General features: G+C 56.7%; 19 protein-coding genes, 1 tRNA gene and 1 pseudogene. 10 read left to right on the top strand and 11 right to left on the bottom strand.

Annotated elements, in window-relative coordinates; translation table 11 throughout:
* Positions 1 to 12: 12 nt before the first annotated feature.
* On the top strand, positions 13 to 861 hold the full coding sequence (locus CORTU0001_RS09845) for a hypothetical protein (RefSeq protein WP_005329571.1): 849 nt from the start codon (positions 13 to 15) through the stop codon (positions 859 to 861).
* Positions 862 to 901: 40 nt separating this feature from the next.
* Positions 902 to 1,747 (top strand): hypothetical protein, encoded by an 846-nt coding sequence (locus tag CORTU0001_RS09840; protein ID WP_005329568.1) that lies wholly within the window; start codon positions 902 to 904, stop codon positions 1,745 to 1,747.
* A gap of 283 nt (positions 1,748 to 2,030) precedes the next feature.
* On the opposite strand, the gene CORTU0001_RS09835 is transcribed toward CORTU0001_RS09840, so the two are convergent.
* The 5 genes from CORTU0001_RS09835 to secA2 form a co-directional block, all read right to left on the bottom strand.
* Complete coding sequence (locus tag CORTU0001_RS09835) at positions 2,031 to 2,594, bottom strand: MerR family transcriptional regulator (protein ID WP_005329565.1); 564 nt, start codon at positions 2,592 to 2,594, stop codon at positions 2,031 to 2,033.
* A gap of 146 nt (positions 2,595 to 2,740) precedes the next feature.
* A complete protein-coding gene (locus CORTU0001_RS09830) occupies positions 2,741 to 3,334 on the bottom strand; it encodes a bifunctional nuclease family protein (RefSeq protein ID WP_005329551.1) in 594 nt (197 codons plus the stop codon).
* 38 nt (positions 3,335 to 3,372) lie between these two features.
* Complete coding sequence (gene ftsR, locus CORTU0001_RS09825) at positions 3,373 to 4,119, bottom strand: transcriptional regulator FtsR (protein ID WP_005329550.1); 747 nt, start codon at positions 4,117 to 4,119, stop codon at positions 3,373 to 3,375.
* 98 nt (positions 4,120 to 4,217) lie between these two features.
* Positions 4,218 to 4,652, bottom strand: a complete 435-nt coding sequence (odhI, locus tag CORTU0001_RS09820) for an oxoglutarate dehydrogenase inhibitor Odhl (protein ID WP_005324732.1) — start codon at positions 4,650 to 4,652, stop codon at positions 4,218 to 4,220.
* Between the two features lie 85 nt (positions 4,653 to 4,737).
* On the bottom strand, positions 4,738 to 7,029 hold the full coding sequence (gene secA2 / locus CORTU0001_RS09815; RefSeq protein WP_005329548.1) for an accessory Sec system translocase SecA2: 2,292 nt from the start codon (positions 7,027 to 7,029) through the stop codon (positions 4,738 to 4,740).
* An 87-nt stretch (positions 7,030 to 7,116) separates the two neighbouring features.
* Here secA2 and CORTU0001_RS09810 point away from each other — a divergent pair, with 87 nt between their 5' ends.
* The 3 genes from CORTU0001_RS09810 to CORTU0001_RS09800 all read left to right on the top strand — a co-directional run bounded on the left by CORTU0001_RS09810 (position 7,117) and on the right by CORTU0001_RS09800 (position 8,802).
* Positions 7,117 to 8,268, top strand: coding sequence for a bifunctional alpha/beta hydrolase/OsmC family protein (locus tag CORTU0001_RS09810; protein WP_034668714.1), 1,152 nt, complete (start codon positions 7,117 to 7,119; stop codon positions 8,266 to 8,268).
* Positions 8,268 to 8,657 carry a YchJ family protein gene (locus CORTU0001_RS09805; RefSeq protein WP_005329544.1) on the top strand — a complete coding sequence of 130 codons (390 nt, stop codon included), beginning with the start codon at positions 8,268 to 8,270 and terminating at the stop codon, positions 8,655 to 8,657. Before CORTU0001_RS09810 ends, CORTU0001_RS09805 begins: the two co-directional genes overlap by 1 nt.
* 71 nt (positions 8,658 to 8,728) lie before the next feature.
* A tRNA-Pro gene (locus tag CORTU0001_RS09800) sits at positions 8,729 to 8,802 on the top strand.
* Positions 8,803 to 8,839: 37 nt separating this feature from the next.
* On the opposite strand, the gene CORTU0001_RS09795 is transcribed toward CORTU0001_RS09800, so the two are convergent.
* Positions 8,840 to 9,412, bottom strand: a complete 573-nt coding sequence (locus CORTU0001_RS09795; RefSeq protein WP_005329542.1) for a cadmium resistance transporter — start codon at positions 9,410 to 9,412, stop codon at positions 8,840 to 8,842.
* A gap of 91 nt (positions 9,413 to 9,503) precedes the next feature.
* Here CORTU0001_RS09795 and CORTU0001_RS09790 point away from each other — a divergent pair, with 91 nt between their 5' ends.
* From CORTU0001_RS09790 to CORTU0001_RS09775, 4 genes are read left to right on the top strand one after another with little or no spacing between them, the layout of a single operon-like run.
* On the top strand, positions 9,504 to 10,427 hold the full coding sequence (locus tag CORTU0001_RS09790) for an ABC transporter ATP-binding protein (RefSeq protein WP_005329540.1): 924 nt from the start codon (positions 9,504 to 9,506) through the stop codon (positions 10,425 to 10,427).
* Between the two features lie 39 nt (positions 10,428 to 10,466).
* On the top strand, positions 10,467 to 11,258 hold the full coding sequence (locus CORTU0001_RS09785; RefSeq protein WP_005329537.1) for a hypothetical protein: 792 nt from the start codon (positions 10,467 to 10,469) through the stop codon (positions 11,256 to 11,258).
* On the top strand, positions 11,195 to 12,403 hold the full coding sequence (locus CORTU0001_RS09780) for a sensor histidine kinase (RefSeq protein ID WP_244262113.1): 1,209 nt from the start codon (positions 11,195 to 11,197) through the stop codon (positions 12,401 to 12,403). Before CORTU0001_RS09785 ends, CORTU0001_RS09780 begins: the two co-directional genes overlap by 64 nt.
* Entirely contained in the window at positions 12,396 to 13,004 is a 609-nt protein-coding gene (locus tag CORTU0001_RS09775) for a response regulator transcription factor (RefSeq protein WP_005329531.1), read from the top strand. The genes CORTU0001_RS09780 and CORTU0001_RS09775 overlap by 8 nt, the downstream gene beginning before the upstream one ends.
* 46 nt (positions 13,005 to 13,050) lie before the next feature.
* Here CORTU0001_RS09775 and CORTU0001_RS09770 read toward each other — a convergent pair whose 3' ends face one another.
* Positions 13,051 to 14,433 carry a hypothetical protein gene (locus CORTU0001_RS09770; RefSeq protein WP_005329528.1) on the bottom strand — a complete coding sequence of 461 codons (1,383 nt, stop codon included), beginning with the start codon at positions 14,431 to 14,433 and terminating at the stop codon, positions 13,051 to 13,053.
* A gap of 205 nt (positions 14,434 to 14,638) precedes the next feature.
* Positions 14,639 to 14,812 carry an antitoxin gene (locus CORTU0001_RS11560; protein ID WP_005329525.1) on the bottom strand — a complete coding sequence of 58 codons (174 nt, stop codon included), beginning with the start codon at positions 14,810 to 14,812 and terminating at the stop codon, positions 14,639 to 14,641.
* A 358-nt stretch (positions 14,813 to 15,170) separates the two neighbouring features.
* Between CORTU0001_RS11560 and CORTU0001_RS09765 the strand changes: the two genes are divergently transcribed.
* Entirely contained in the window at positions 15,171 to 16,430 is a 1,260-nt protein-coding gene (locus tag CORTU0001_RS09765) for a site-specific DNA-methyltransferase (RefSeq protein ID WP_005329523.1), read from the top strand.
* Here CORTU0001_RS09765 and CORTU0001_RS09760 read toward each other — a convergent pair.
* From CORTU0001_RS09760 to CORTU0001_RS09750, 3 genes and pseudogenes are all read right to left on the bottom strand, one after another.
* Positions 16,427 to 17,386, bottom strand: coding sequence for a CE1 family esterase (locus CORTU0001_RS09760; RefSeq protein ID WP_084771685.1), 960 nt, complete (start codon positions 17,384 to 17,386; stop codon positions 16,427 to 16,429). The two genes, CORTU0001_RS09765 and CORTU0001_RS09760, sit on opposite strands and share 4 nt — an antisense overlap.
* Positions 17,383 to 19,124, bottom strand: a pseudogene (locus tag CORTU0001_RS09755) (ABC transporter ATP-binding protein). Before CORTU0001_RS09755 ends, CORTU0001_RS09760 begins: the two are co-directional and overlap by 4 nt.
* Entirely contained in the window at positions 19,124 to 20,554 is a 1,431-nt protein-coding gene (locus tag CORTU0001_RS09750; protein ID WP_005329514.1) for an ABC transporter transmembrane domain-containing protein, read from the bottom strand. Before CORTU0001_RS09750 ends, CORTU0001_RS09755 begins: the two are co-directional and overlap by 1 nt.
* Between the last annotated feature and the right edge of the window lie 4 nt (positions 20,555 to 20,558).

Below are 20,558 nucleotides of genomic sequence, written 5' to 3'. Positions count from 1 at the left end.
AGGTTAACTCTCATGCGTATCTTGAGCCCTGAGGAATGGAGTGCTCAACAGCATGAACACGAAAAGCAAGCCACCGACCGCTTGGAGCGCTTCCGACATCCTGGCAGCTACCACCCTGTTTTCGATTTTCTCTTTGAGTACTACCCCGTACGCCCTTCTCACCTAAAGCGCTGGCACCCAGGTGTAGGAACTGCGCTAACGGGCACTCCTCCGCATGCCGAATGGCGGGATTACCACGCCACCTCAGACGGCATCACCGTCGACATCGGCAGCTTTCTAGAGCGTCGTGGTGACTCGGTTCGGTATATTTCTAATCTGCTTCGGCGTTCCGCTACCAATCCGGCCCACTTTGACTGCTTCGGTCTGCATGAATGGGCAATGGTCTACCACACGGATTCCCCGCGACATTCGCTGCCCTTGCGGCTTGGTGCGGACGGGACCAATCGGGTTGTCGATGAGCACTCAATTAAGTGTTCTCATTATGATGCCTTCCGGTTCTTTACTCCTCCCGCTCGCCCTCTTAACCTCACTGTCCTGCATCGTGAGGATCAGCCCGACAATGACCAGGCAGGCTGCGTACACGTCACAATGGATTTATATAAGTGGGCCTGGAAGCTGGGACCACTGGTTCCAGGCGAACTTTTCCTTGAGTGCCTGGATCTGGCGATTGAAGCGCGCATCCTTGACATGGAGGCGTCCCCTTATGACTGCCGTGATTGGGGACTTGGCGTCGTGCCCATCGAAACACCTGAGGGCAAGGCCGAATACGTCTCGAGGCAAAGAACGCTGGCGCACAAAGCTGAACCACTGCGAGAACGGCTTGTCGCTGTGATAGATCAGGCACTTGCCCCGCTAGAATGAGCCACTAACAACGGCAGTTTGCTTGGGAGGAAAACACCACATGGCACGGCATTCAAACGGGAAAAATAGCTTCGCAGTAGCGGGATGGGTTATTGCGGTGGCTATTATCGCGCTGCTGGCCATAATCGCCCTGGTTACCTTCCTTTTACGCGGCGCGGGCAACGACGACGGCGAAGACTCCGCCGCACCCGCCGCAGTGGAAACCAGCACCGAGGCTGCACCGGAAACCAGCACGGCAGCTGCTTCCAGTGCTTCCACGTCCGATGCGCCCACGAGCTCTTCTTCCTCGAAGAGCTCCGCTCCAGCGACGAGTTCCGCAGCAGCTCCCAAGCCCGATGTGACGATGGCGGCAAATACGCTCCTGCTCTTGGATACCTCTACGGCCATGGCGCCGATGTACGGCCCTGTATCCAAAGCCTTGGGCACCACTGCTTCTGACCTAGCCGCTGACGGCGGAGCAGTTTCTTTGTGGAACTACTCCTCTCCTATCTCTGAAACCGCCACGGTTGGGTTCCGACAAAACCTGGGCTTTGGCGATGGCAACGCTGTATCCGGCACGCTCAGTGGCTTTGGAACTGGCGGTGTTCCGCAAACGCGCAGCGCAGTGGTAGCGGCAGTAGCCAATGCCGCCGACCAAGCTGCAGGCAGCGGCGATAAGGCACGCGTGCTCGTCGTAACTACTGGCACCGAGCAAGACATGGATGATGCTCAATTCACGTCCGCTCTTGACGACGCCGCCTCCAAGGACGTTTCTCTCAGCGTCGTTCATGTCGGTGAAGGCAATGTCGATGCCGCACTGAAGTCCGCGGCTGATAGCTTCACTTCCGTTGATTCCACCGATGAGACCCAGCTTTCGGGAGCAATCAACAAGGCCGTCGGCATTTAACGAGGAACCGATTTTTCCCAGCACCGTACGAAGTCTCGTGCGGTGCTTTAATTTTTTGCCCTTAAAAAGACTAGAGCTCTCATACACAGCCCACCCACGGGCACTCCACCCAATTTAAGCTCAAGGCCGGCACGGGTTCTAAGGCAGAGCTCGACCTCGATCCCGCGAGCCACACAGCGCGGAAAAGGACTGTCTTGCATTGTTGTCTCAAGACGATAGAGATCAAAAATCCACCCTTCTTCCCCGTGAGCTGGGAAGGAGGGTGGATTCTATGTGGTCGAGCTTAGGAGCTCTTGCGCTTGCGACGAGCAGCCAACTCGTCGAGGCCGACCACGTTGTCCTCGGCGAAGTCATCGATGCGCTCCGAAGGGAAGGAAGAAATGGTGCCGGACAGCTCCTTCAAGATGCCCGGAACCGCAATGCCAAAGACGCCCTGGCCGCCAGCGAGCAAGTCAATGACCTCATCGTTGGAACGGCACTCGTACACGGTGGTGCCATCGGAGACAAGGGTCAGCTTTGCCAGGTCATTTACGCCACGATCGCGCAGGGATTCAACTGCCAAACGGATATTCTGCAGGGAGATGCCGGTATCCAGCAGGCGCTTCACGATCTTGAGTACCAGCACATCCTTGAAGGAGTACAGGCGCTGGGAGCCGGAGCCGCGCGCCGTGCGGATGGAAGGGTTGACCAGGTTGGTGCGAGCCCAATAGTCCAGCTGGCGGTAGGTGATGCCGGCTACCTGGCAAGCGATGGGAACGCGGTAGCCCACCTCTTCGTCGGGTCCGACGTCGAAAAGCGATTCCTGCACGTAGGTGGTTTCGGACTGGGAGTCCTCGTTATTGCTCACGTAATTACTCCAATGGGGTTTGTTGGAAGTTCTAAAGATCAATTAAAAGCCAAGCGAATACGCCCGTCAAGCGCTGCTTGCTCAACTGTCAAGTACAACTTTAGACTTCTCAAACCCCATTGTCACCATTAGTCACACGCGTGTCATTAACTTTTTTCGTCGTCATCCCCCGAAAGGAAATCCTTTTCGTCCATACCCAAAGACCTCATCATGGCTTCAAAATCTGCATCTGCCTGCGCATTTCCCGATGCCGAGGTCGAGGATTCGCTGTTTTCGCTGGTCTGCACATCATCGCCGGCGCCGGGGGTGGAAATTTCCAGGTCGAAGTACTCTTTCACATCCGAATCGCTGGCATAAACGGACACCTGGGCAAGTAGATCTGCTTCGGCTGAAATCGGAACGTTGAAATATTCGGACACTGCAAGTGCGTCGCTTAACCGAGAATCATAAACCTCTCCATTCGGGGCCTTGATATCTACCATGAAGGTTCCCTGGTGGTAATTGGCAATTTCAATCGCCTCTACCCCGCCGGTTCCTTCCAACACCTCGCTGATCAGATCGTGTGAGGTGGGACGGTTTGGCTGGTGTCCGTCTAAAGCGGCAGCTAGTTGCATGCCTTCAATCGGGGAGATCCACACGGGGATCAACCGGTTCTCTTCCGGCCAACGCAGCACAGCGCACACATCGTCTTCGGGGCCGACCTGGTGAATACCGTGGAACTCTAGGGATACATCACTCATAACTACCACTCTCCCACAAAGACGGGAGCGCGTGTGTATTAGGAGTGGTATTCGTCGCGCAGATCCGACTTCACTAGCGTTGCGTGCAAGGACACCACGAGCGCGGTCATTTGCTGGGAGATTTCCTCCGCCTTCTGATGCGCGGTATCGGAGTTGGAGTGCGCCACTGGAGCCGCTGCCTGGGAGATCAGGTCTGCCTGTCGGCGGGCGTTATTGCGCAGGGACTTGAGTTCACGGGAGCCGAAACCAAATGCCTTAAGCGCCACCGCGGCCGAGACAATGGCTACGTCGTCGGTATTGAAAAAGCCTGCGACATCCGGGCGGATGAGGCCATATTTAACCAAGGAGGCTACATCATCTTCGCTGGCACTAGCTTGGGTAGCCACCTCTACATCGGTCAGGCGGGTGACCACAGGGGCCTTAAACTGCTGCGGCGAGAGCAGGGTTTCCGCATTTCCTGCGGAAACGATGGCGGTCACCTGGCCGGAATCCATGGCTTCTAGCTGCTCGCGGATAACCTTCAGCGGCGTATAGTTATCGCGCTGAGTGGTGAGAATATACCGCAGTCGGTCCACGTCCTCCTGGGTGAAGCGGCGGTAGCCCGAGGCCGTGCGCTGTGGACTGATGAGCCCCTCAGATTCGAGGAAGCGAATCTTGGACACCGTGACGTCAGGGAATTGCTGATTCAGCGTCTCCAAAACCACGCCAATGGACATGGTCTTTGGCTTCTTAGCTTTAGGGCTGGTGCGGCGTACTGCTGCGGCCGAGGAATCTGCTGCGCTCACTGTGTCTATCTCTTAGGGGTACTGAAAGTTCTTATCGTGACATAAGTAGACGACACCGCCCCTCCTTGTAAGGAAGTGCGGCTAGTCTACGAAAATAATTAGCTCTGGTTAGCGATGAAAACCAGGCGGAACTTGCCAATCTGGATTTCGTCTCCTACCTCGAGCACCTGGGAGTTGCGGGGTTCGCGGTTCACGTAGGTTCCGTTGAGGGATCCCACATCAACTACCTCGAACTTGCCGTCATCATTCTTGCGAAACTCCGCGTGGCGGCGGGACACCGTAACGTCATCGAGGAAGATGTCTGCCTCGGGGTGGCGGCCGGCGGTAGTAGTCGCCTGATCCAGCAAGAAGCGGGCACCCGCATTCGGGCCACGCTTTACCACGAGGAGGGCCTGACCTTCCGCCAGGTTGTCGGTGCCGGCAGCGGTAGCATCATTGCCATTCGCGCCGTTTTCCATCTCCTTGAGCAGGTCTGCGCGGAATACAGATGTGGTCTCTACCTGTGGTTCCGGGGTTCCGGTGTTCTCGCTCATTGTTACCTCCGGGGATTAGTTACGAGTTACTTATAACAATACTAGCGACTCATGTGAGTCCATGACCCCTTCGCGGGGAATAATTTCACCGGAAAATGTTTCCGATGCCGCTCAGCACGGAATTTCCCTTGCCGGCAAGGGGGTTATCGGAGACCATGTAGGTCCATGTAGCACTCGGACGAGCGAGGCCGGCGTCATCGAGGTGTGCCCCGGCGGCGTCGATAAGCACTGTGCGGAAAGTCTCCACAGACTTGTCGACGGCCCGCTGGGCCAAGTCCTTAAACTCCCTCACCGCAATGCGGTGGTACTCATCGATGGGCGTCTCACGTGCGATGGCGCGCAGGTGGATGGACTCGCGCACATCGTCCATAAGCTCCAGGTGGTCGGCCCAGGCCAAGTCCAAGTGATAGAGCATGATTTCGCGCGCGGCCTTGATGCGGGCTTCCTCAGGAACCTCCGTGAGCTCTGCTGCGCGCTCTGCGGCGCGCTGGGATAGTTCCTGCCAGGCTTGATCAGTATCCAGTAGTTTGGCTCGGCGCTCATCAATAATAATGCGCTGATCCGCCAGGAGCTGGTTATACTTCCAGGTCTGGGCATGAATTTCGAGTAGTTGGCCCTCGGTCACGCGCTGGCAGTGGGCCACGAAATCGCTCACTCGCTTGGATTCAATGCGCCCGTCTTCTGCTGGTTGGGCACGCACAGTCTCGCCGTCGCCGCCTTGCTGGACCACATCGTCTTCAAGGGAGACGAAGAATAGAGACAGGCCCGGATCGCCCTGCCGGCCTGCACGGCCGCGCAATTGGTTATCCAAGCGGGCGGTGCGGTGGCGGGAGGTACCGATAACCGCCAAGCCTCCCAGCTCCGCTACGTCATCGTGGTCAGCTTCGTTAGCACCGCCCAACTTAATATCGGTGCCGCGTCCGGCCATCTGGGTAGAGACGGTAACGCGTCCAATATCGCCGGCCTCGGCCACGATCTCTGCCTCCTGCTCATCGTTTTTAGCGTTGAGCACATTGACGTCGATGCCGCGCTCGCGCAACGCATCCGCCAGATCTTCCGACTCGGCTACATCCTGCGTGCCCACCAGGATGGGCTGACCCGTAGCGTGAATGGTGGCTATTTCCTCCACGATGGCGGCGGATTTATCATCGACTGTCGCGAAAATGCGGTCTTGCTCGTCAAAGCGCTGCAGCGGCTTATTGCGGTCGATCACGGATACATGAAGATCATAGAACTGCCGCAGCTGATCGGTCGCCTCCACCGCGGTACCAGTCATGCCGCACACAAGTGGGTAACGCCGCATTAGTTCTTGTAGCGTGATGGTGTCGAGGATACGCCCGCCTTCGGAAACTTCTAGGCCTTCCTTGGCTTCTACTGCAGCTTGGAGTCCGTCGGGCCAGCGTTGGAGGTCGGCAACGCGGCCCCGGGAGGCGTCGATAAGCTGCAGCTTGCCATCGACCACGATGTAGTGGATGTCCCGGATAAGCAGGGCCTTGGCATGCAGGGCGAGGTTGACCTTCACCAAGATGGTGCCGATATTCTCCTCCGAATAGAGCGAATCAATGCCCAATTCCTGCTCCACGCGGCGTGCACCAGTCTCGGTCAGCTGAACGGTGCGGCCGTCCTCAGAGATGGAGTAGTCCAGCTTCTCGCGCAGGCGGGAAACCACATTGGTGATGTGCCCGGTGGGGGCCTCACCCGGCCGATTACCGGCCAGCACTAGGGGCACAAGCGCCTCATCCACCAAGACGGAATCGGCTTCATCCACGAGGGCAACGTCGCCGGCAGCCTGCACCGTGTGGGAGCGGTCGGTAATTTGATTATCGCGCAACAAATCAAAGCCCAGCTCGTTGACCGGTGCGTAGATAATATCCTGCGCGTAGGCAACGCGGCGCTCGTTCGGTGACATGCCCTCCGTCACCGAGGCGACGCTTAAGCCAAAGAACTCCACGACAGGCCGCATCCATTCGGCGTCTCGGGCGGCAAGATAGTTATTGACGGTAACTACATGGACGCGCTTTCCGGTCAGCGCAAAGCCGGTGGCAGCCATGGCACCCACCAGGGTCTTGCCTTCACCGGTGGCCATCTGGATGACGTCTCCGGTGAGTAGGCGCAGCACCGCTTGTGATTGCACGTTAAAGGGGTTCATACCCAGGGTGCGTTCGCAGGCCACTGCCAGGGCCGCGAGGAACTGCGCCTTGTCCACTATCTCACCGGACTGAACGGCATCGCGCGCGGCCTGGGCCACAGCTGCGTCATCGTGCTGGCTCAATGTCCGGGCAGCTTCGTCTGCTGAACCCACGATGGCCTTGGATTTCTTATCATTACGCTCGCTTTGCGAGCCCATTGCCTTCCAGAACCAATCAAACGCGCCCATGACTCATCCTCCTTAAATGGATTGCTCCTATCGACTGTAGTCAACCTCGTATGGATTGCGGGAAAGAGGCCCGTTATTCTAGTTCTCATGCAATCCGTCAATGTAAAGCTGCCTTCGAGCCGGGGTACTGAGATGGCTGGAACCATCGACTTCCCGGATTCTCCTCCGATCGCCTATGCCATCTTTGCCCATTGCTTCGCCGGCTCCCGCCATACTCCCGGTGCTGCCCGCACCGCGAAGCAGCTCACCGAGTTCGGCATCGCCACTTTGCGTTTCGATTTTCCCGGCCTTGGCCAGTCCGCCGGTGAATTTGGCGATACTACTTTTAGCCAGAACGTTGAAGATATTCATGCCGCTGCCGCCTGGCTGACGGAGAACTACTCTGCCCCACAATTGCTCATGGGCCACTCGCTGGGCGGAGCCGCCGCTTTGAAGGCAGCTACGACCATGAAGTCCCTCAAAGCGGTAGCTACCCTCGGCGCCCCGTTTGATCCAGCCCACTCCGTGCTTCACTACGCGGATAAGATTGGCGAGGTCGACGCCAATGGTGAAGTAGAAGTCGTCCTCGGCGGCCGCGGGCTCATCATCTCCCGCAAGTTCTTGGAGGACTTGGCAGATACCAATCCCGAGGAATATCTGCCTAAGCTACGCAAGCCCTTGATGGTGTTGCACTCTCCCATCGACCAAACCGTGGGTATCGATAATGCGCAGAATATCTTCCTCCTCACGCGCTACCCCAAGTCCTTGGTCTCCCTCGACAAGGCCGACCACCTGCTCACCAAGCAAGGTACGGCCGCGCGTGCAGCGGATCTCATTGGGGCGTGGGCCGAGCAGTTTATCGTTGCCGATTACACGCCGGAAGAAGTAGGTACCGACGCCGCCGTTGCGCAGCCGGCCACCGGCACCAAATTCGGCGTGGTCGTGCGCCACAATGACCATAGCCTTAGCGCTGACCGCACTAAAAAGAACGGCGGCAAGGGCAAGGGGTTTACCGCCGAGGGTCTTCTTATGTCCGCCCTCGCCACGGCGTCGACCCAAGCTATCAAGGAGGCTGGCAAAAAGCTCGCGCTTGACGACGTCCATGTGAGCATCACCCAAACCGGCCCTGCCAGCTTCGAGCGCCGTATCGAACTCGCCGGTAATCTCTCAGCGGAAGAGGTATCAATTTTGCACTCTGCCGCGAAGGATACTGATGTCGAGCGCATGTTAGGCAACGTCACCATCGTGGACGCACACTAATGCCTGCTTATGATTCCTCGCGCCGCTGTCCTTGTGGCACCGGCCTTTCCTACGGCGAGTGCTGCGGCAAGTACCATGCCGGTAGCAATGCGCCCACCGCAGAAGCGCTCATGCGCTCCCGGTTTAGCGCTTTTGTTACCGGCGACGAGGAGTACTTGCTGCGCACGTGGGATCCTGTCACTCGACCTGAGGCCCTCGACTTGGCAGATTCCCCCATTAGGTTCTACCGCCTCGATATCCTAGATACCCAAGGCGGCGGCCTTATGGATAGTTCCGGCGTGGTGGAATTTGAGGCGTTTTATAAGGGAGCAGCTGTCGGTTCGCAGCGCGAACGTTCCTCGTTCCGCCGCTTCGACGGTACGTGGGTGTATTCCACCGACGAGCTTTAACGCAGGTTACACACCAAATTTCACAGTAGAATCCTACTGATGTAATCTAGATGAGTCGCACAGTGCGACGGCGGGCTATGGCGCAGTTTGGTAGCGCACTACACTGGGGGTGTAGGGGTCGCAGGTTCAAATCCTGTTAGCCCGACAAAAAGCAGCCAGCACCTACACGGTGCTGGCTTTTCTTATACTGCAAACAAAATCGCGATTCCCAGCGCAATGAGCACCACGGGAAAGAGCACACTCTCCCACTTCTCCAGCGCTTCGGCGATTCCTGGCCGAGTTGCCACAAACCGCGCCGCCAAAACAAGTGGGGCTACAAGCGCAAGAAAGACGGCACAATAAACTGCTACTTCGGCCGGCGTAGAGGTAGTAAAAACGGGCACGTATACGCCGATATTGTCCCCTCCATTGGCAAAAGTGACTCCGGCGACCGCCAGCGTGCTCAGCTTTTTGCCGGAAATATCCTCATCGTCATCCTCACCTCGGAATGTTTGCCACGCCGCCCACAGGCCCAGCAACAACGGGATGAGGCCAAAGTAGCGAATGAGATCGGTCGGTATAACGGCGTTGAAGCCCAATCCGACAACGGAAGAGGCCACCAGTATGCCAAGGAAACCGAGATACTGGCCCATCAGTATCGCGGCAGTTGTGCCCTTGCGCCCAGCACCGCGGGCGAAAAAGAGGGATAGAACTATAATGTCATCGATATTGGTGGCCACAAATAGCCCAGCGGCCGCTGCGAGAGTAGTAAGCACTCACCCAGCCTATCGCGCCATGACACTTGTCATGAAAATTTCATGACAGATCCTATTCACCATTCTGGCTGGCCCCGAATACCTTTTAGGTATGAGCACGACAGACCTTAGGGCGAAACACACGCCAGCCATAAAAGTTTCCGGAGTCAGTAAAACTTTCACCACGAGAGGCTCAGAGCCGGTCCGTGCGCTGAGCGAGGTTTCATTTAGTATCTCCCAGGGCGAAATCGTAGGACTTTTAGGCACCAATGGTGCCGGCAAAACCACCCTCTTTGACCTCATCCTTGGCCTCACCACCCCCACCACAGGCAGCATTTCAGTCCTTAACCGCACGCCGCGAGCTGCCGTACAAGGCTCGGAGATCGGCGCCGTATTGCAAACCGGCGGCCTCCTATCCGAGCTCACAGTCCTGGACACCCTGCAGATGATGTCCGCCACCTTTCCACATCCCCTGCCAGTCGGGGATATAGCCGCACAAGCCGACCTCACACGGATCCTTCACCGAAAGGTGGGCAAATGTTCTGGCGGCGAGCAACAGCGTGTGCGATTCGCGCTCGCGCTTTTAGGCAATCCCCACGTTCTCTTGCTCGATGAGCCCACTGTAGGAATGGATGCTAATGCTCGCCACGAGTTCTGGACCACCATGCGCCGCCAGGCAGAGTTGGGACGAACTATTGTCTTTGCCACCCACTATCTGGAGGAGGCGGACAATTTTGCGCAAAGGATTATTCTCCTTCATGAAGGCAAACTATGTGCGGATGCGAGCGCCCAGGATTTTCGCGAGCAGTCGGCCCAGCGCATTGTCGAGGCGAAGTTCGCAGGGCCAGTCCCCTCTACAGACGAGCTACCGATTTCTACCGAGATTTCCCAGTCTGGCGACTACGCCCGCATGGTAACCAGTGACTCTGATGCGCTTGCAAGATACCTCCTTAACCACACCTCGGCGCGCAACATCACAATTCGGAATCGCTCCTTAGAGGACGCATTTTTAACGATGACTGCGCCCCAACCTTAACCAGCCACTTCCAGTAAACCTTTGCACAAGGAATCTCCCATGACGATAAAATCTGCAACCACCACTGCACGAACCCTGCGGTTTGCTGCCCATAACCTGCTGCGCCTGCGTCGAAACTTCACTCCGATATTTTTCAGCACCATTTTGCCGGTGCTTTTCTATCTCCTCTTCGGCGCCATGATGGACTTTGGCGATACCCCCTTTAAAGAAGGAAATTTTGCTGCCTTAGAAATGATCAGTATGGCTCTCTACGGTGGCGTCGCCGGTTCCGTTGCAGCCGCCGGCTCCGCCGTCACCGATGCCAAGACTGGGTGGGCACGCCAACTAGCGCTTACTCCATTACGCTCACGCCAGCTGCTGTGGGCAAACCTCATATCCATCGGCTTTCAAGCCCTGCTACCCATTACGGCAGTATATTTGACTGGCGCCGCTACACATGCGGAAATGCAGCCACACCAGTGGATCTTAAGCTTCATTTCCTGCCTCCTAGTTTCCATTCCCTTGGGCTTTTATGGCTTGGTGTGGGCAATGGCGTTGCCCACCGACAACTCCGTCGCAATCGCCTCGACGTCTGTTGTTCTTTTTCTTTTCGCGGCGAATGTGTTCACACCGCTGACCAAGCCGCTAATGGAGTGGGGCCGCTTCACTCCCCTTTTCGGTCCAGTTGTACTAGCCCAGTGGCCTCTGGCAGAAGGAAGCCAGTTCCTCAACGGGGATGAAGGCACGATTACGCACCCGTTGTGGATGGCGTGGCTAAACTTCGCGGTATGGACGACAATCTTCCTGACCGCGTGCCTCCTGCTACGCTCCCGCGACAAAGCTCGGCGCTGATGTCATCTCTCCGAGAGCCATTCCGCGGGTTCAGCCTCAAAAGTGCGCTTTTTGCCAGTGTGTGGTTAGTCTTTCTCATTCCTGGACTGGGGACCACTTTTGCCGCGCCGGGGATGACCCTTACTAATCAAATCGGGGCCCTTTCGTGCGCTCTAGTGTTCGGTCTTGTCTATTTCTTCGCTTTCGGCGCTGGAGGCTACTACCCCCGCGGATGGCGGGTAGAGCAGCGAATCGGGCTGTATTGGTTTGCACTTGCAGCCATCGCGGTATTGTCGACTGTCTTCTTCGGGAGCATTGCCGTCATTTTTGCGCCGTACTTGGCGGCATTGCTCGGCTTTAACCTTCCTTTGCGCCACAGCTTAGCGTTCACCCTTCTTACAGGGGCGGTGGTGGCTGCTGCCACTTGGTACCTTACGCCCAAAAATATCGGCTGGGTCCTCATCGTCCTTTTCGCTTGGCCAATATTTTTAGTGCTGCTCGGCACCTTTTCCCAGCGTCAAGATAGTCGCGCAAAGCTAGAACGCCGATTGGAGCTGGCACGCCAGCGCGAGGATATTGCTACCGATGTTCACGATCTCTTGGGGCACTCTCTTACCGTGATTAATCTTAAGTCCGAGCTGGCGCGCCGGCTAATAGATACGGATCCACAGCGGGCAAGGCAGGAACTGCAAGAGGTAAGTGAGCTTTCTCGCCGAGGTCTGGCGGAAGTCCGCTCCACAGTGACTCGGATGCGCATGCCCACTTTTGAAGGCGAAATCCACGCCGCCCGGAGGGCGCTCGAAACCGCGGGTATTGCGCCCTATTTGCCTTCGGCTACCAAGGCCGCTGGTCTTTATGACGCCGAATTTTCCTGGGCTCTGCGCGAATTGACCACCAACGTGGTCCGGCACTCCGGTGCCACCCATTGCTGGGTCCAAGTGACAGACCACCAACTGCAGGTAGCAGACGATGGCTGCGGATTCGGTGCAGAAGAAAGCCTGTTCCGTCCCCAAGGAGGGCTTAGTGGTCTGCGCAACCGCGTGACAAAAGCTGGCGGGCAGCTGCTTTTTGCGCGCCGCAATGACTGCACGCTCGCCTTGGTTACTATGGACGGAGACAACGACTTTCTTCCTCTTAACACCGACGGAGGTGTAGGCGATGCCTGAAACCATTCGAGTTCTCATTGCTGAGGATCAATCATTGGTGCGAGGGGCGCTAGTTGCTCTCTTGGAAACAGAGCCAGACATTAGCGTTGTAGCACAGTGCGCAACGGGTGTGGAGGTTGCGGGGCTCGTCGCCAAGCATAGCGTCGATGTTGCTCTGCTGGATATTGAAATGCCCGGCAAGAACGGGCTAGATGCCGCCGTTGAGCTGCAAGGCACGGGCTGCCGCAGCCTCATAGTCACTACCTTCGGCCGCGGTGGCTACGTGAAACGGGCGCTGGAGACCGGGGTTTCCGGGTTCGTAGTCAAAGATACCCCGCCAGAAAAACTAGCCGAAGACATTCGGCGGGTGCACTCCGGGCTTAAGGTCATTGACCCAGCACTCGCCCAAGAGACCATTTTCATTCGGGAAAATCCACTGAACGCACGCGAACAAGAAGTCGCACTTCTCGCCTTGAAAGGTAGTAGCACTCACCAGATCGCCCGCAAGATCCACCTGAGCAATGGAACGGTGCGCAATATTATATCTTCGCTCATCGCCAAAACTGCGGCTGGAAATCGCTTTGAGGCAGCAACCATAGCGCAGACGCAAGGATGGATTTAGAAAACGCGACGCCCAGTGCCGAAATCCCCTTGCTGCTTGTGGATGCTTAATCGGGCTTTTTAAGCTCAAGTACATTAACCATGCCCTGAAGGAGTATGTCCATCACCTTAGAAGCTAGGCCAAAGTAAAAATTGGCCGAGTGATAGCGCAACGCACCTACGGTACTTAGCTGCGAAAGGCCGTGGATAGAAGCCCACAAAGCTGCAATCTGGGTAAAAAGAATCCACGGCGAACGTGGTCCATTCGACTCAGCAATGGCATCGCGCACCAAATTCATGATGAAGGTAAATGCCTTGCCCATATCAAATGGTTGCTCAGTATCGCCGGTCTCGTCGAAAGAAACGGGGACGATCGAGCGGCTAGAGACCTCAATGAGGGCAACAAAGCCGACGGGATCTTCCAGCGCATACTCCAAATAACCAAAGCCGGTTGCCTTAATATAATCCAGTCCGTGAGAACCTTCTGGCACGGCCTGGTTCTGGCGCATGATTGCTAGCGTATTGGCTTCATCCAAAGATTCTTCCAAAGAACGCAGCAGGTGAGAATTACCGTCGAAAAGATGCTCCGCATCTGCCAAATCTACGCCTGCTCGTGCGGCAGCAGAGCCGAGATGCAAGCTAGGAAGACCGTTATAGACAATCTCTTCGGCCGCACCACGGAAGACGGCTGCGCGCTTTTCCTCAATCGTAGACTTTGGCATGTCCTTCGCTGCTGTAGTAAACGGTTCCGCTGGATCGCCAACGAGTGCTCGCGGTTCAAAGGGCGCAATCTCCCCGTCACGCAAGCTAACTTCCAAACCAGAGAACAAAGTCTCAATGCAAGCATTAAAGGTCTGCTTCTTCGCCGTCGGCGAAAGATGCCGCATAATGCCGAACGTGGCTAAGTGGGTGATACCTTGCAACTCAGACAAAAAAGTAAGAGCTTGGGTCACTACCAAACGGTGATCAAAATCGCCGCGTGCTGCAATGGCTGCTTCCCGCATCTGTTCAAGCATCCAGCGGAAAGTGGGCGGAAAGGCATCAAAGCTTTTCGCCTCTTCGATGCCTTCCTCAAAGTTGGGAAAACTCGTTGCCGTCTCGCAGTTGTTATAAGCGGCGAAGTAGGTGGGATTATCAACAGCTAAGTTGAAGTAAGCCTTGGCAGACTCGCGAAGTTTCTGAATCGCGGTCACACCATCCGGCAATTTATCGAGTGCCTCGTAGGCAGCTACTCGGAGACGCTCGTCCAAGAACCGGCTGGTTTGAATATAAAGGTCGTGGTCGTCTTCAAAAAAGGACTTAGCTTCATCGACTGGCACATCGATTTGTTCCGCGACAGCACAAACCTGTAAAGCGTCGCGCCCACCCTTGGCCAGGATACGAGCACTCTGCTCCAGCAAGCGTTGCTTAGCGGAGCCCGCGTGGGAGACGGTGCCTTCAAGATTGTTCACGCAAATAATCCTAGCGATTTCCTGCAAAAGTTCAGGCGGATCCGCCCATTCTATAGCGCATTTCACCCACAAATAGGTGATATCACTGGTATAGACCTTTAGCAGCCCATTGGGTTGAACTGGGATACCATTTTGGCCCCCACCCTGACGGGTTGGGGGCCAAAATAAAAACTAACTGTTCACCCGTCTAGCGGGTGAAAGCTATTTACTCGTTGCCGAGCTTACCATCAGCAGCTTCACGAGCCTTGTCGATCTGGTCTGCCTTGTCCTCGCCCAGCTTGCCCTTAGCTGCGTCAGCTGCCTTGTCCAAGCCCTTATCGGTGATCTCTTCGCCCTTGTCGGAGTTCAGTGCATCCTTGGCCTTATCGAAGATACCCATGTGGTTATCCTTTCTTCTAGTTCTAGCTTTGTCTAATTATTGCCGTGTCCGGCAACACATCCCAACGTACCGATACTTCTAGCTCCATGCCACCAAATCGAGCGATTGAGTCACTAGACCAAACATTGCCTCCGCTAAATCAAAAGCAATTCCGCTCTGTAGCGGAGTTCTTCTCAGAAGCATAAATGGAGGCCCCCACAGCCTGACGACCATGTAAGGCCACCGGCTTAGCCGCACTCCAAAGCCCCAAACTACTAGGCAGCGGCGGCATTTTAGCTAAGGCCAACTGTCCTAATTCTTGCGAATGCTAGCGTTAGACGATATTGACGTTTCCCCCTCCTGACAAAGGCTTTGCACCATGGCTACTGCTAACCCACCGCACCCATCACACCCGGATACGGGCAGGGAATTTTTTGGCTTAGTTTGGCCAGGCAAAGACGCAGCCCGAGAAGCTGCAAATCAACCCTTAACACGGAATTTCCCACCCGATTATGCTCTCAGTACACCGGGTGACTCCCTCAATAGGATCTTTGCCGCAGATAATCTTCCAGTTTTGCAAGAGCTAGCCGCCCGCCGAGAGGTCTTTGACGTCATATATATCGATCCCCCTTATAACACGGGCAAAGACTTTGTCTACCGCGATAACTACCGTTTACGTCGCCAGCTGCGTTCAGGAAGTTATGCGGAATGGCACTCGGAATGGCTATCGATGATGCTCCCCCGGTTGATTTTGGCTCGAGAAGTGCTGTCTTCTGAGGGGTTCATCTTCGTCTCCATTGGCGAAGACGAGGTAGCCAATACCCGCAAGGTACTCGATGAGGTGTTTGGCGAGGGATGCTTTGCCGGCCAATTGATTTGGAAGAAGGCCGGCACCGGCAAAAATGATGCAAAATACGCCGTGGTAGAGCACGAATACATCCTGTGTTACGCCCGAACTTCAGACAACCCCGGTTTCAATATCGATATCCAAGGTCATACCTCCACCAAATATAACCATGAGGATGACAAGGGAAAATACTCCTTGGTACGCCTAGATTCTAAAACCCTTGGGTACCTTCCTTCTCTAGATTTTCCTATTTCAGGGCCCGATGGAAAGGAGTATTGGCCAGACCAACCGGTGGGAAAGAAAAAGGTCGCTCGCTGGCGATGGAGCCTCGACAAGGTGGAACAGTTCTACGATGAGCTGGTTTTCCGTCGCGGGTTTGTCTACACCAAGAACTACCAGAAGGTAGGAGCACGCCCACGTTCGATCCTGGACGGCGAGCGCTTTGGAGTGACCCGCACCGGCCGACGCGATGCGGAGGAAGCAATGGGTATAGAGGGCATCTTCGATTTTCCAAAGCCGGTACGCCTGATTAAACACCTTCTGTCCATTGGTGGTGGCAAGGATGCTCGCGTCTTAGACTTCTTTGCTGGGTCCGGCACCACAGCGCAGGCGGTTATAGAGCTCAACGCCGAAGATGGGGGGTCCAGGACTTTCCATCTAGCGCAAATTCCGGAGCCTACCTCCCCGCGTAGCACGGCTCACCGCGCCGGCTTTTCTACCGTTGCAGACATTTGCATAGAAAGGGTGCGCAAGGTTCCAGGTGCTACCTTTCAGGTCTTTAAGCAGAGCTAGGTTTGTGCGGTACCGGACGGACGTCCAGGTATTCCGAAGAAATCTAAGACGCGATCGGTAGCGAAGAACCTACCTACCTCGTTATGCGCGTCCGCCGTGCCTCCAGGCCACACGTGCGAACCCCCGGCGATACGGATATGCTCGAGCGGTGCGGTACAACCACTCCACCTCATATCGAGCGCATTATTGACCAAGCGGGTGGTATCGACCTTGGTCGAACAACCATTGCGTTTGCGGTCCTGTTCCAGCACGGACTCCACGGAGTAGTACTTGGTCTTGTGGCGAGTGCCTCCGTAATAGCCCACCACAGGGTCTACGGTGCCGTGCATATCCAACCGCCCGACGGGAGAGTGCGCACAGTTTTTCAGAATGTCTTCATAATAGGCAGCGGAAACGGTGGCAACGGATTTGAAGGTATCGGGCATCTGGCAGGCCAGATAGGCAGCGAATCCGCCGCCATTAGACATGCCGGTGGCAAAAATTCGACCATCATCGACATGGTAAGTAGCGCGGACCGCATCAATTATTTCCCGCACAAACTTCTTATCTTCCGTTGTCGAGGTCTTGGCATATGGAGCGGGGCTCCACGCCTTTTTCTTGCCTTCTGGGAAAATCATGATGGCATCTGCGGCATCCAGGCGAGAATAACCACGGAGATTTTCGGCAGACTGACCCCACCCGTGAAAGGCGAGGACGATAGGCCATTTTTTATCCCCAGTATAGTCTTTGGGCACACTGAGGATAAAGGAACGCCCGGAGGGCAGGTTGATCGTCCTATAAGAGCCGGGCTCAGGGCCGTTCAAGGGTGCGGAGGTAGGGATTCCTAGGTTAACGGTGTTGGTGGTCTCTGCCGCGTGCGGGGACTCTGTTGATTCGCTAGAACACGAAGTGCCAGCAGCGGCAAGGAAACACACAGTTACCGCACCGAGCACGGCCCGAAGTGACCTCGCGTTCATCCTTGTCGTCCCTTCTGCCATGCGTCCCATAAGTGCTTATAACGGCCACCATAATCTAGCAGGTCGTGGTGACTTCCCTGTTCAACCACGCGGCCATTATCCATCACGATGATTCTATCCGCCCGTGCTGCTTGGTCGAGCCGATGCGCCACGACCAACGCCGAACGCCCACGGGTGACTTCGATGGCGCCCTTTTCGAGGGCTTCGGCTCCCACCGAACCCGCCTCCGCAGTGGCCTCATCCATAATGACGATTTTCGGGTCCAAAAGCAATATTCGTGCCAGCGCGAGTTGTTGGGACGCCACAGGATCTAATTGGACTCCCTGTGAGCCGATAACCGTATCCAGGCCCTCGTCTAGGTGCGCGAACCAGCGTGCGCCCACCCGCTCGAGTGCTTGAAGCATCTGTGCGTCGCTTGCCTGAGGGGCAGCCAAAGAAAGATCCTCGCGGAGGGTGCCTGAGAAAACGTGTACCTCTTGGGAGATCATGGCTAATCGCGCCACGCGCTCAGCGTCCGAAAGAAGTGCTACCTCTACCCCGTCGACCAAGACCTTTCCTTCTTCAGGAACCCGCAAGCCAGCCAAAAGTGCGGCAACGGTAGTCTTACCCGCACCGGAGGCCCCAACTAAAGCCACCGTATGCCCGGCAGGAATATTGAGGCTGATGTCTCGTACAGCCCAGCCGCCGTTGTCGTAGCTAAAACTCACATTTCGCATTTCGGCTTCTCCGTATGGGGCTGGAGCGCCGTAATCCGGCACCGCCCGCGGCGGGTCAACGACGACCCCGACTATGCGAGACAGCGAGGCGTAGCCGGATTGTACGGTGTCGATTACCCGCATCAATCCCATGAGCGGGCCTCGCAAACGGATAAGCAGAAGCATGGCTGAGGTTACGGCGCCAACCGTGAGTGCTCCCGTTTGCACCGCCCAAAACTCACCCCAAGACCACAGCACAGCATGGTGAGCTCGATGCCAGTCATCCACAGCTGTAGAACCATCATGGTTTTACGCGCTGCGTAGCCATCCTTTACCACTTGCGCGGAGGCACGTTCGATGCCGGCATGCATCTGTCCTTCCAGTCCAAAGGCGCGCACGGTCTTTCGCCCTCGTATTGCCTCAAGAAGCCTGCGCGCCCGCTCAGCCATGGCCGCACGCTCGTCGGCATAGCGGCCAGGGGCTCGGTGCAGGTACCTGCGAGCGGCGACTACATATAGCGGCGTAACTGCAACTATTACCAGTATGTATTGCCAATTGAGGCTAAGTAGCGCCACCCCGGTGGTGGCGATGGCAAAAGCAGATTTGGCCAACACTGGTGCGGTCTCGGTGACCGCTGCCGAGAGCTCTGCTACATCATCGGTGGAGCGAGAGACCAAATCCCCGGTGCCCGCTTCCTCCACACGATGAGTGGGCAAGCGCAAAGCGGTAGACACCATGTCTTCACGCAAAGCCGAAATCACCCGCTCTATAAGGCGGGAGAGAAGAAAGAACCCCGCTGCGGAGAGCGCTGCGGAGACCACGGCTACCACTATCAACGAAAGGCCAATGGTAGAAATTGCACTTTTGGTGATGACGGCATCAACAATCTTTCCCAGCAGGATCGGGATCGCTACATTGGCGCTTGCGCCCGCGGTGAGTAAAGCAAGGGCCACGGCAGCCTGCGGCCGCGCACCGGGGACGTCGGAAAGCTGCCGGCCAATTTCTTCGCGCACCTGGCGCCACGAAGCCGTAGGAAACCGCATCATAGGCTCGATCCCACAGCAGTCCATGCCGGCGAAGCGGTATAAACGAGCGTTGGCTTTATACTGCGGTGGTGTGCTACCCGCTGCGCAATGACTTGCTCAGTCACCGAGTCCACGGCGGTAGTGGGATCGGCTAAAACAAGGACCGCAGGGTCCGCCGCAATTGCTCGTGCTAGCGCCACGCGCTGCTGTTGTCCACCGGAAAGATTCCGGCCGCCCTCCCCCACCTCGCGATCTAAACCACCCGGGATATCTTCCCCCGCGGCCGTGTAAAGCGCCCGTTTGGCAACCGCGCTATCGGAAGAAATATTGTCCTGCACGGTTCCCTCAAAAAGCAGGGTATCGTGCGGAGCAACAAGGAAACGCTCCCGCGGCAAGAAAACCAGATCATCTGGGGCAGGCTCGGCCACCACGCTCACTCCGGGGGCGAGGGCCGGAAGCTGCGGTTTCCGGCCTTCCACGCTGGGAGCGGCAAGGACCGCTGTAATGCGCGTAGCGCTTGCCTGCGCGGCCGCCCAGCGCGAGGCAATATTTCGCCCCAACATCGTCATCGGCGTGATGACGAACTGCGTCAGACCAATAACCGTAATAAGCTCACCCACACTGATCGTGGAATGCATTGCCAGCGTACCTGCCCCAATGCCCACCGCAATGACATACACCGAGCCCAAAATCTCCGTAGCAGCATTGAGGCGCGCTTGGGAGGCATTGGCGTCTACCGTTCGCTCATAGGCAGTGTCAGAGGCCTGGGCATAGCGCATACTGACGGTGGATACCGCACCCAAGCCTTTTAGTATCCGCAGGCCGTGCACCACATCGGTGGCCATCGCACTGGCCTTGGCCAACGCCGCCTGGCGGATTCCTGAGCGGGCGCGCAGTGGCTGTGCCGCGCGCACCGAGCCCCACACCACGAGCGGGCCACCACACAAAATGGCAATGCCCAAGGGTAGATTGATGCGGCTGGTCATAATAGCCACATACACAATGGCGCTAATCTCTGCGACGGGGAATACCGTCATCATCACCGCATTCTGCACCCGCCTAGCGTCCGTGGAGGCGATAGCCAGCAACTCGCCGGCGCTGCGGGGCTTGCCCGCCATTCCACGCGGGTCTTGAATCCTATCCGTGATGGCCATGCGGACATCGTGGCCAACTACCAACATGGCTCGGGCATTAAGCCCGCGCCCGTACCAGGCGGCTAGGGCATTAAGACCGAATGCGGCTACTAATACCGCTAGCCATAGCCCCAGCCGGTGGATGGATCCCTGCGCCACAGCTTCATCGATGGCATGGCCCACTATCACTGGGCTGGTGGCGTTAAGCAGAAAGGATACAGCCATGCAGAATGCTGCCGGCACGGTGAGAGCGGGACGAGAAAAGACGGTCTTCAGCAGCCACCTGGGATCTGATGCTGCGGGAAGTGTCCTCATAGGC

This window comes from Corynebacterium tuberculostearicum SK141, from assembly GCF_000175635.1.
Classification (GTDB): Bacteria; Actinomycetota; Actinomycetes; order Mycobacteriales; family Mycobacteriaceae; genus Corynebacterium; species Corynebacterium tuberculostearicum_C.
This window is presented reverse-complemented; position numbering and strand designations above follow the sequence as displayed.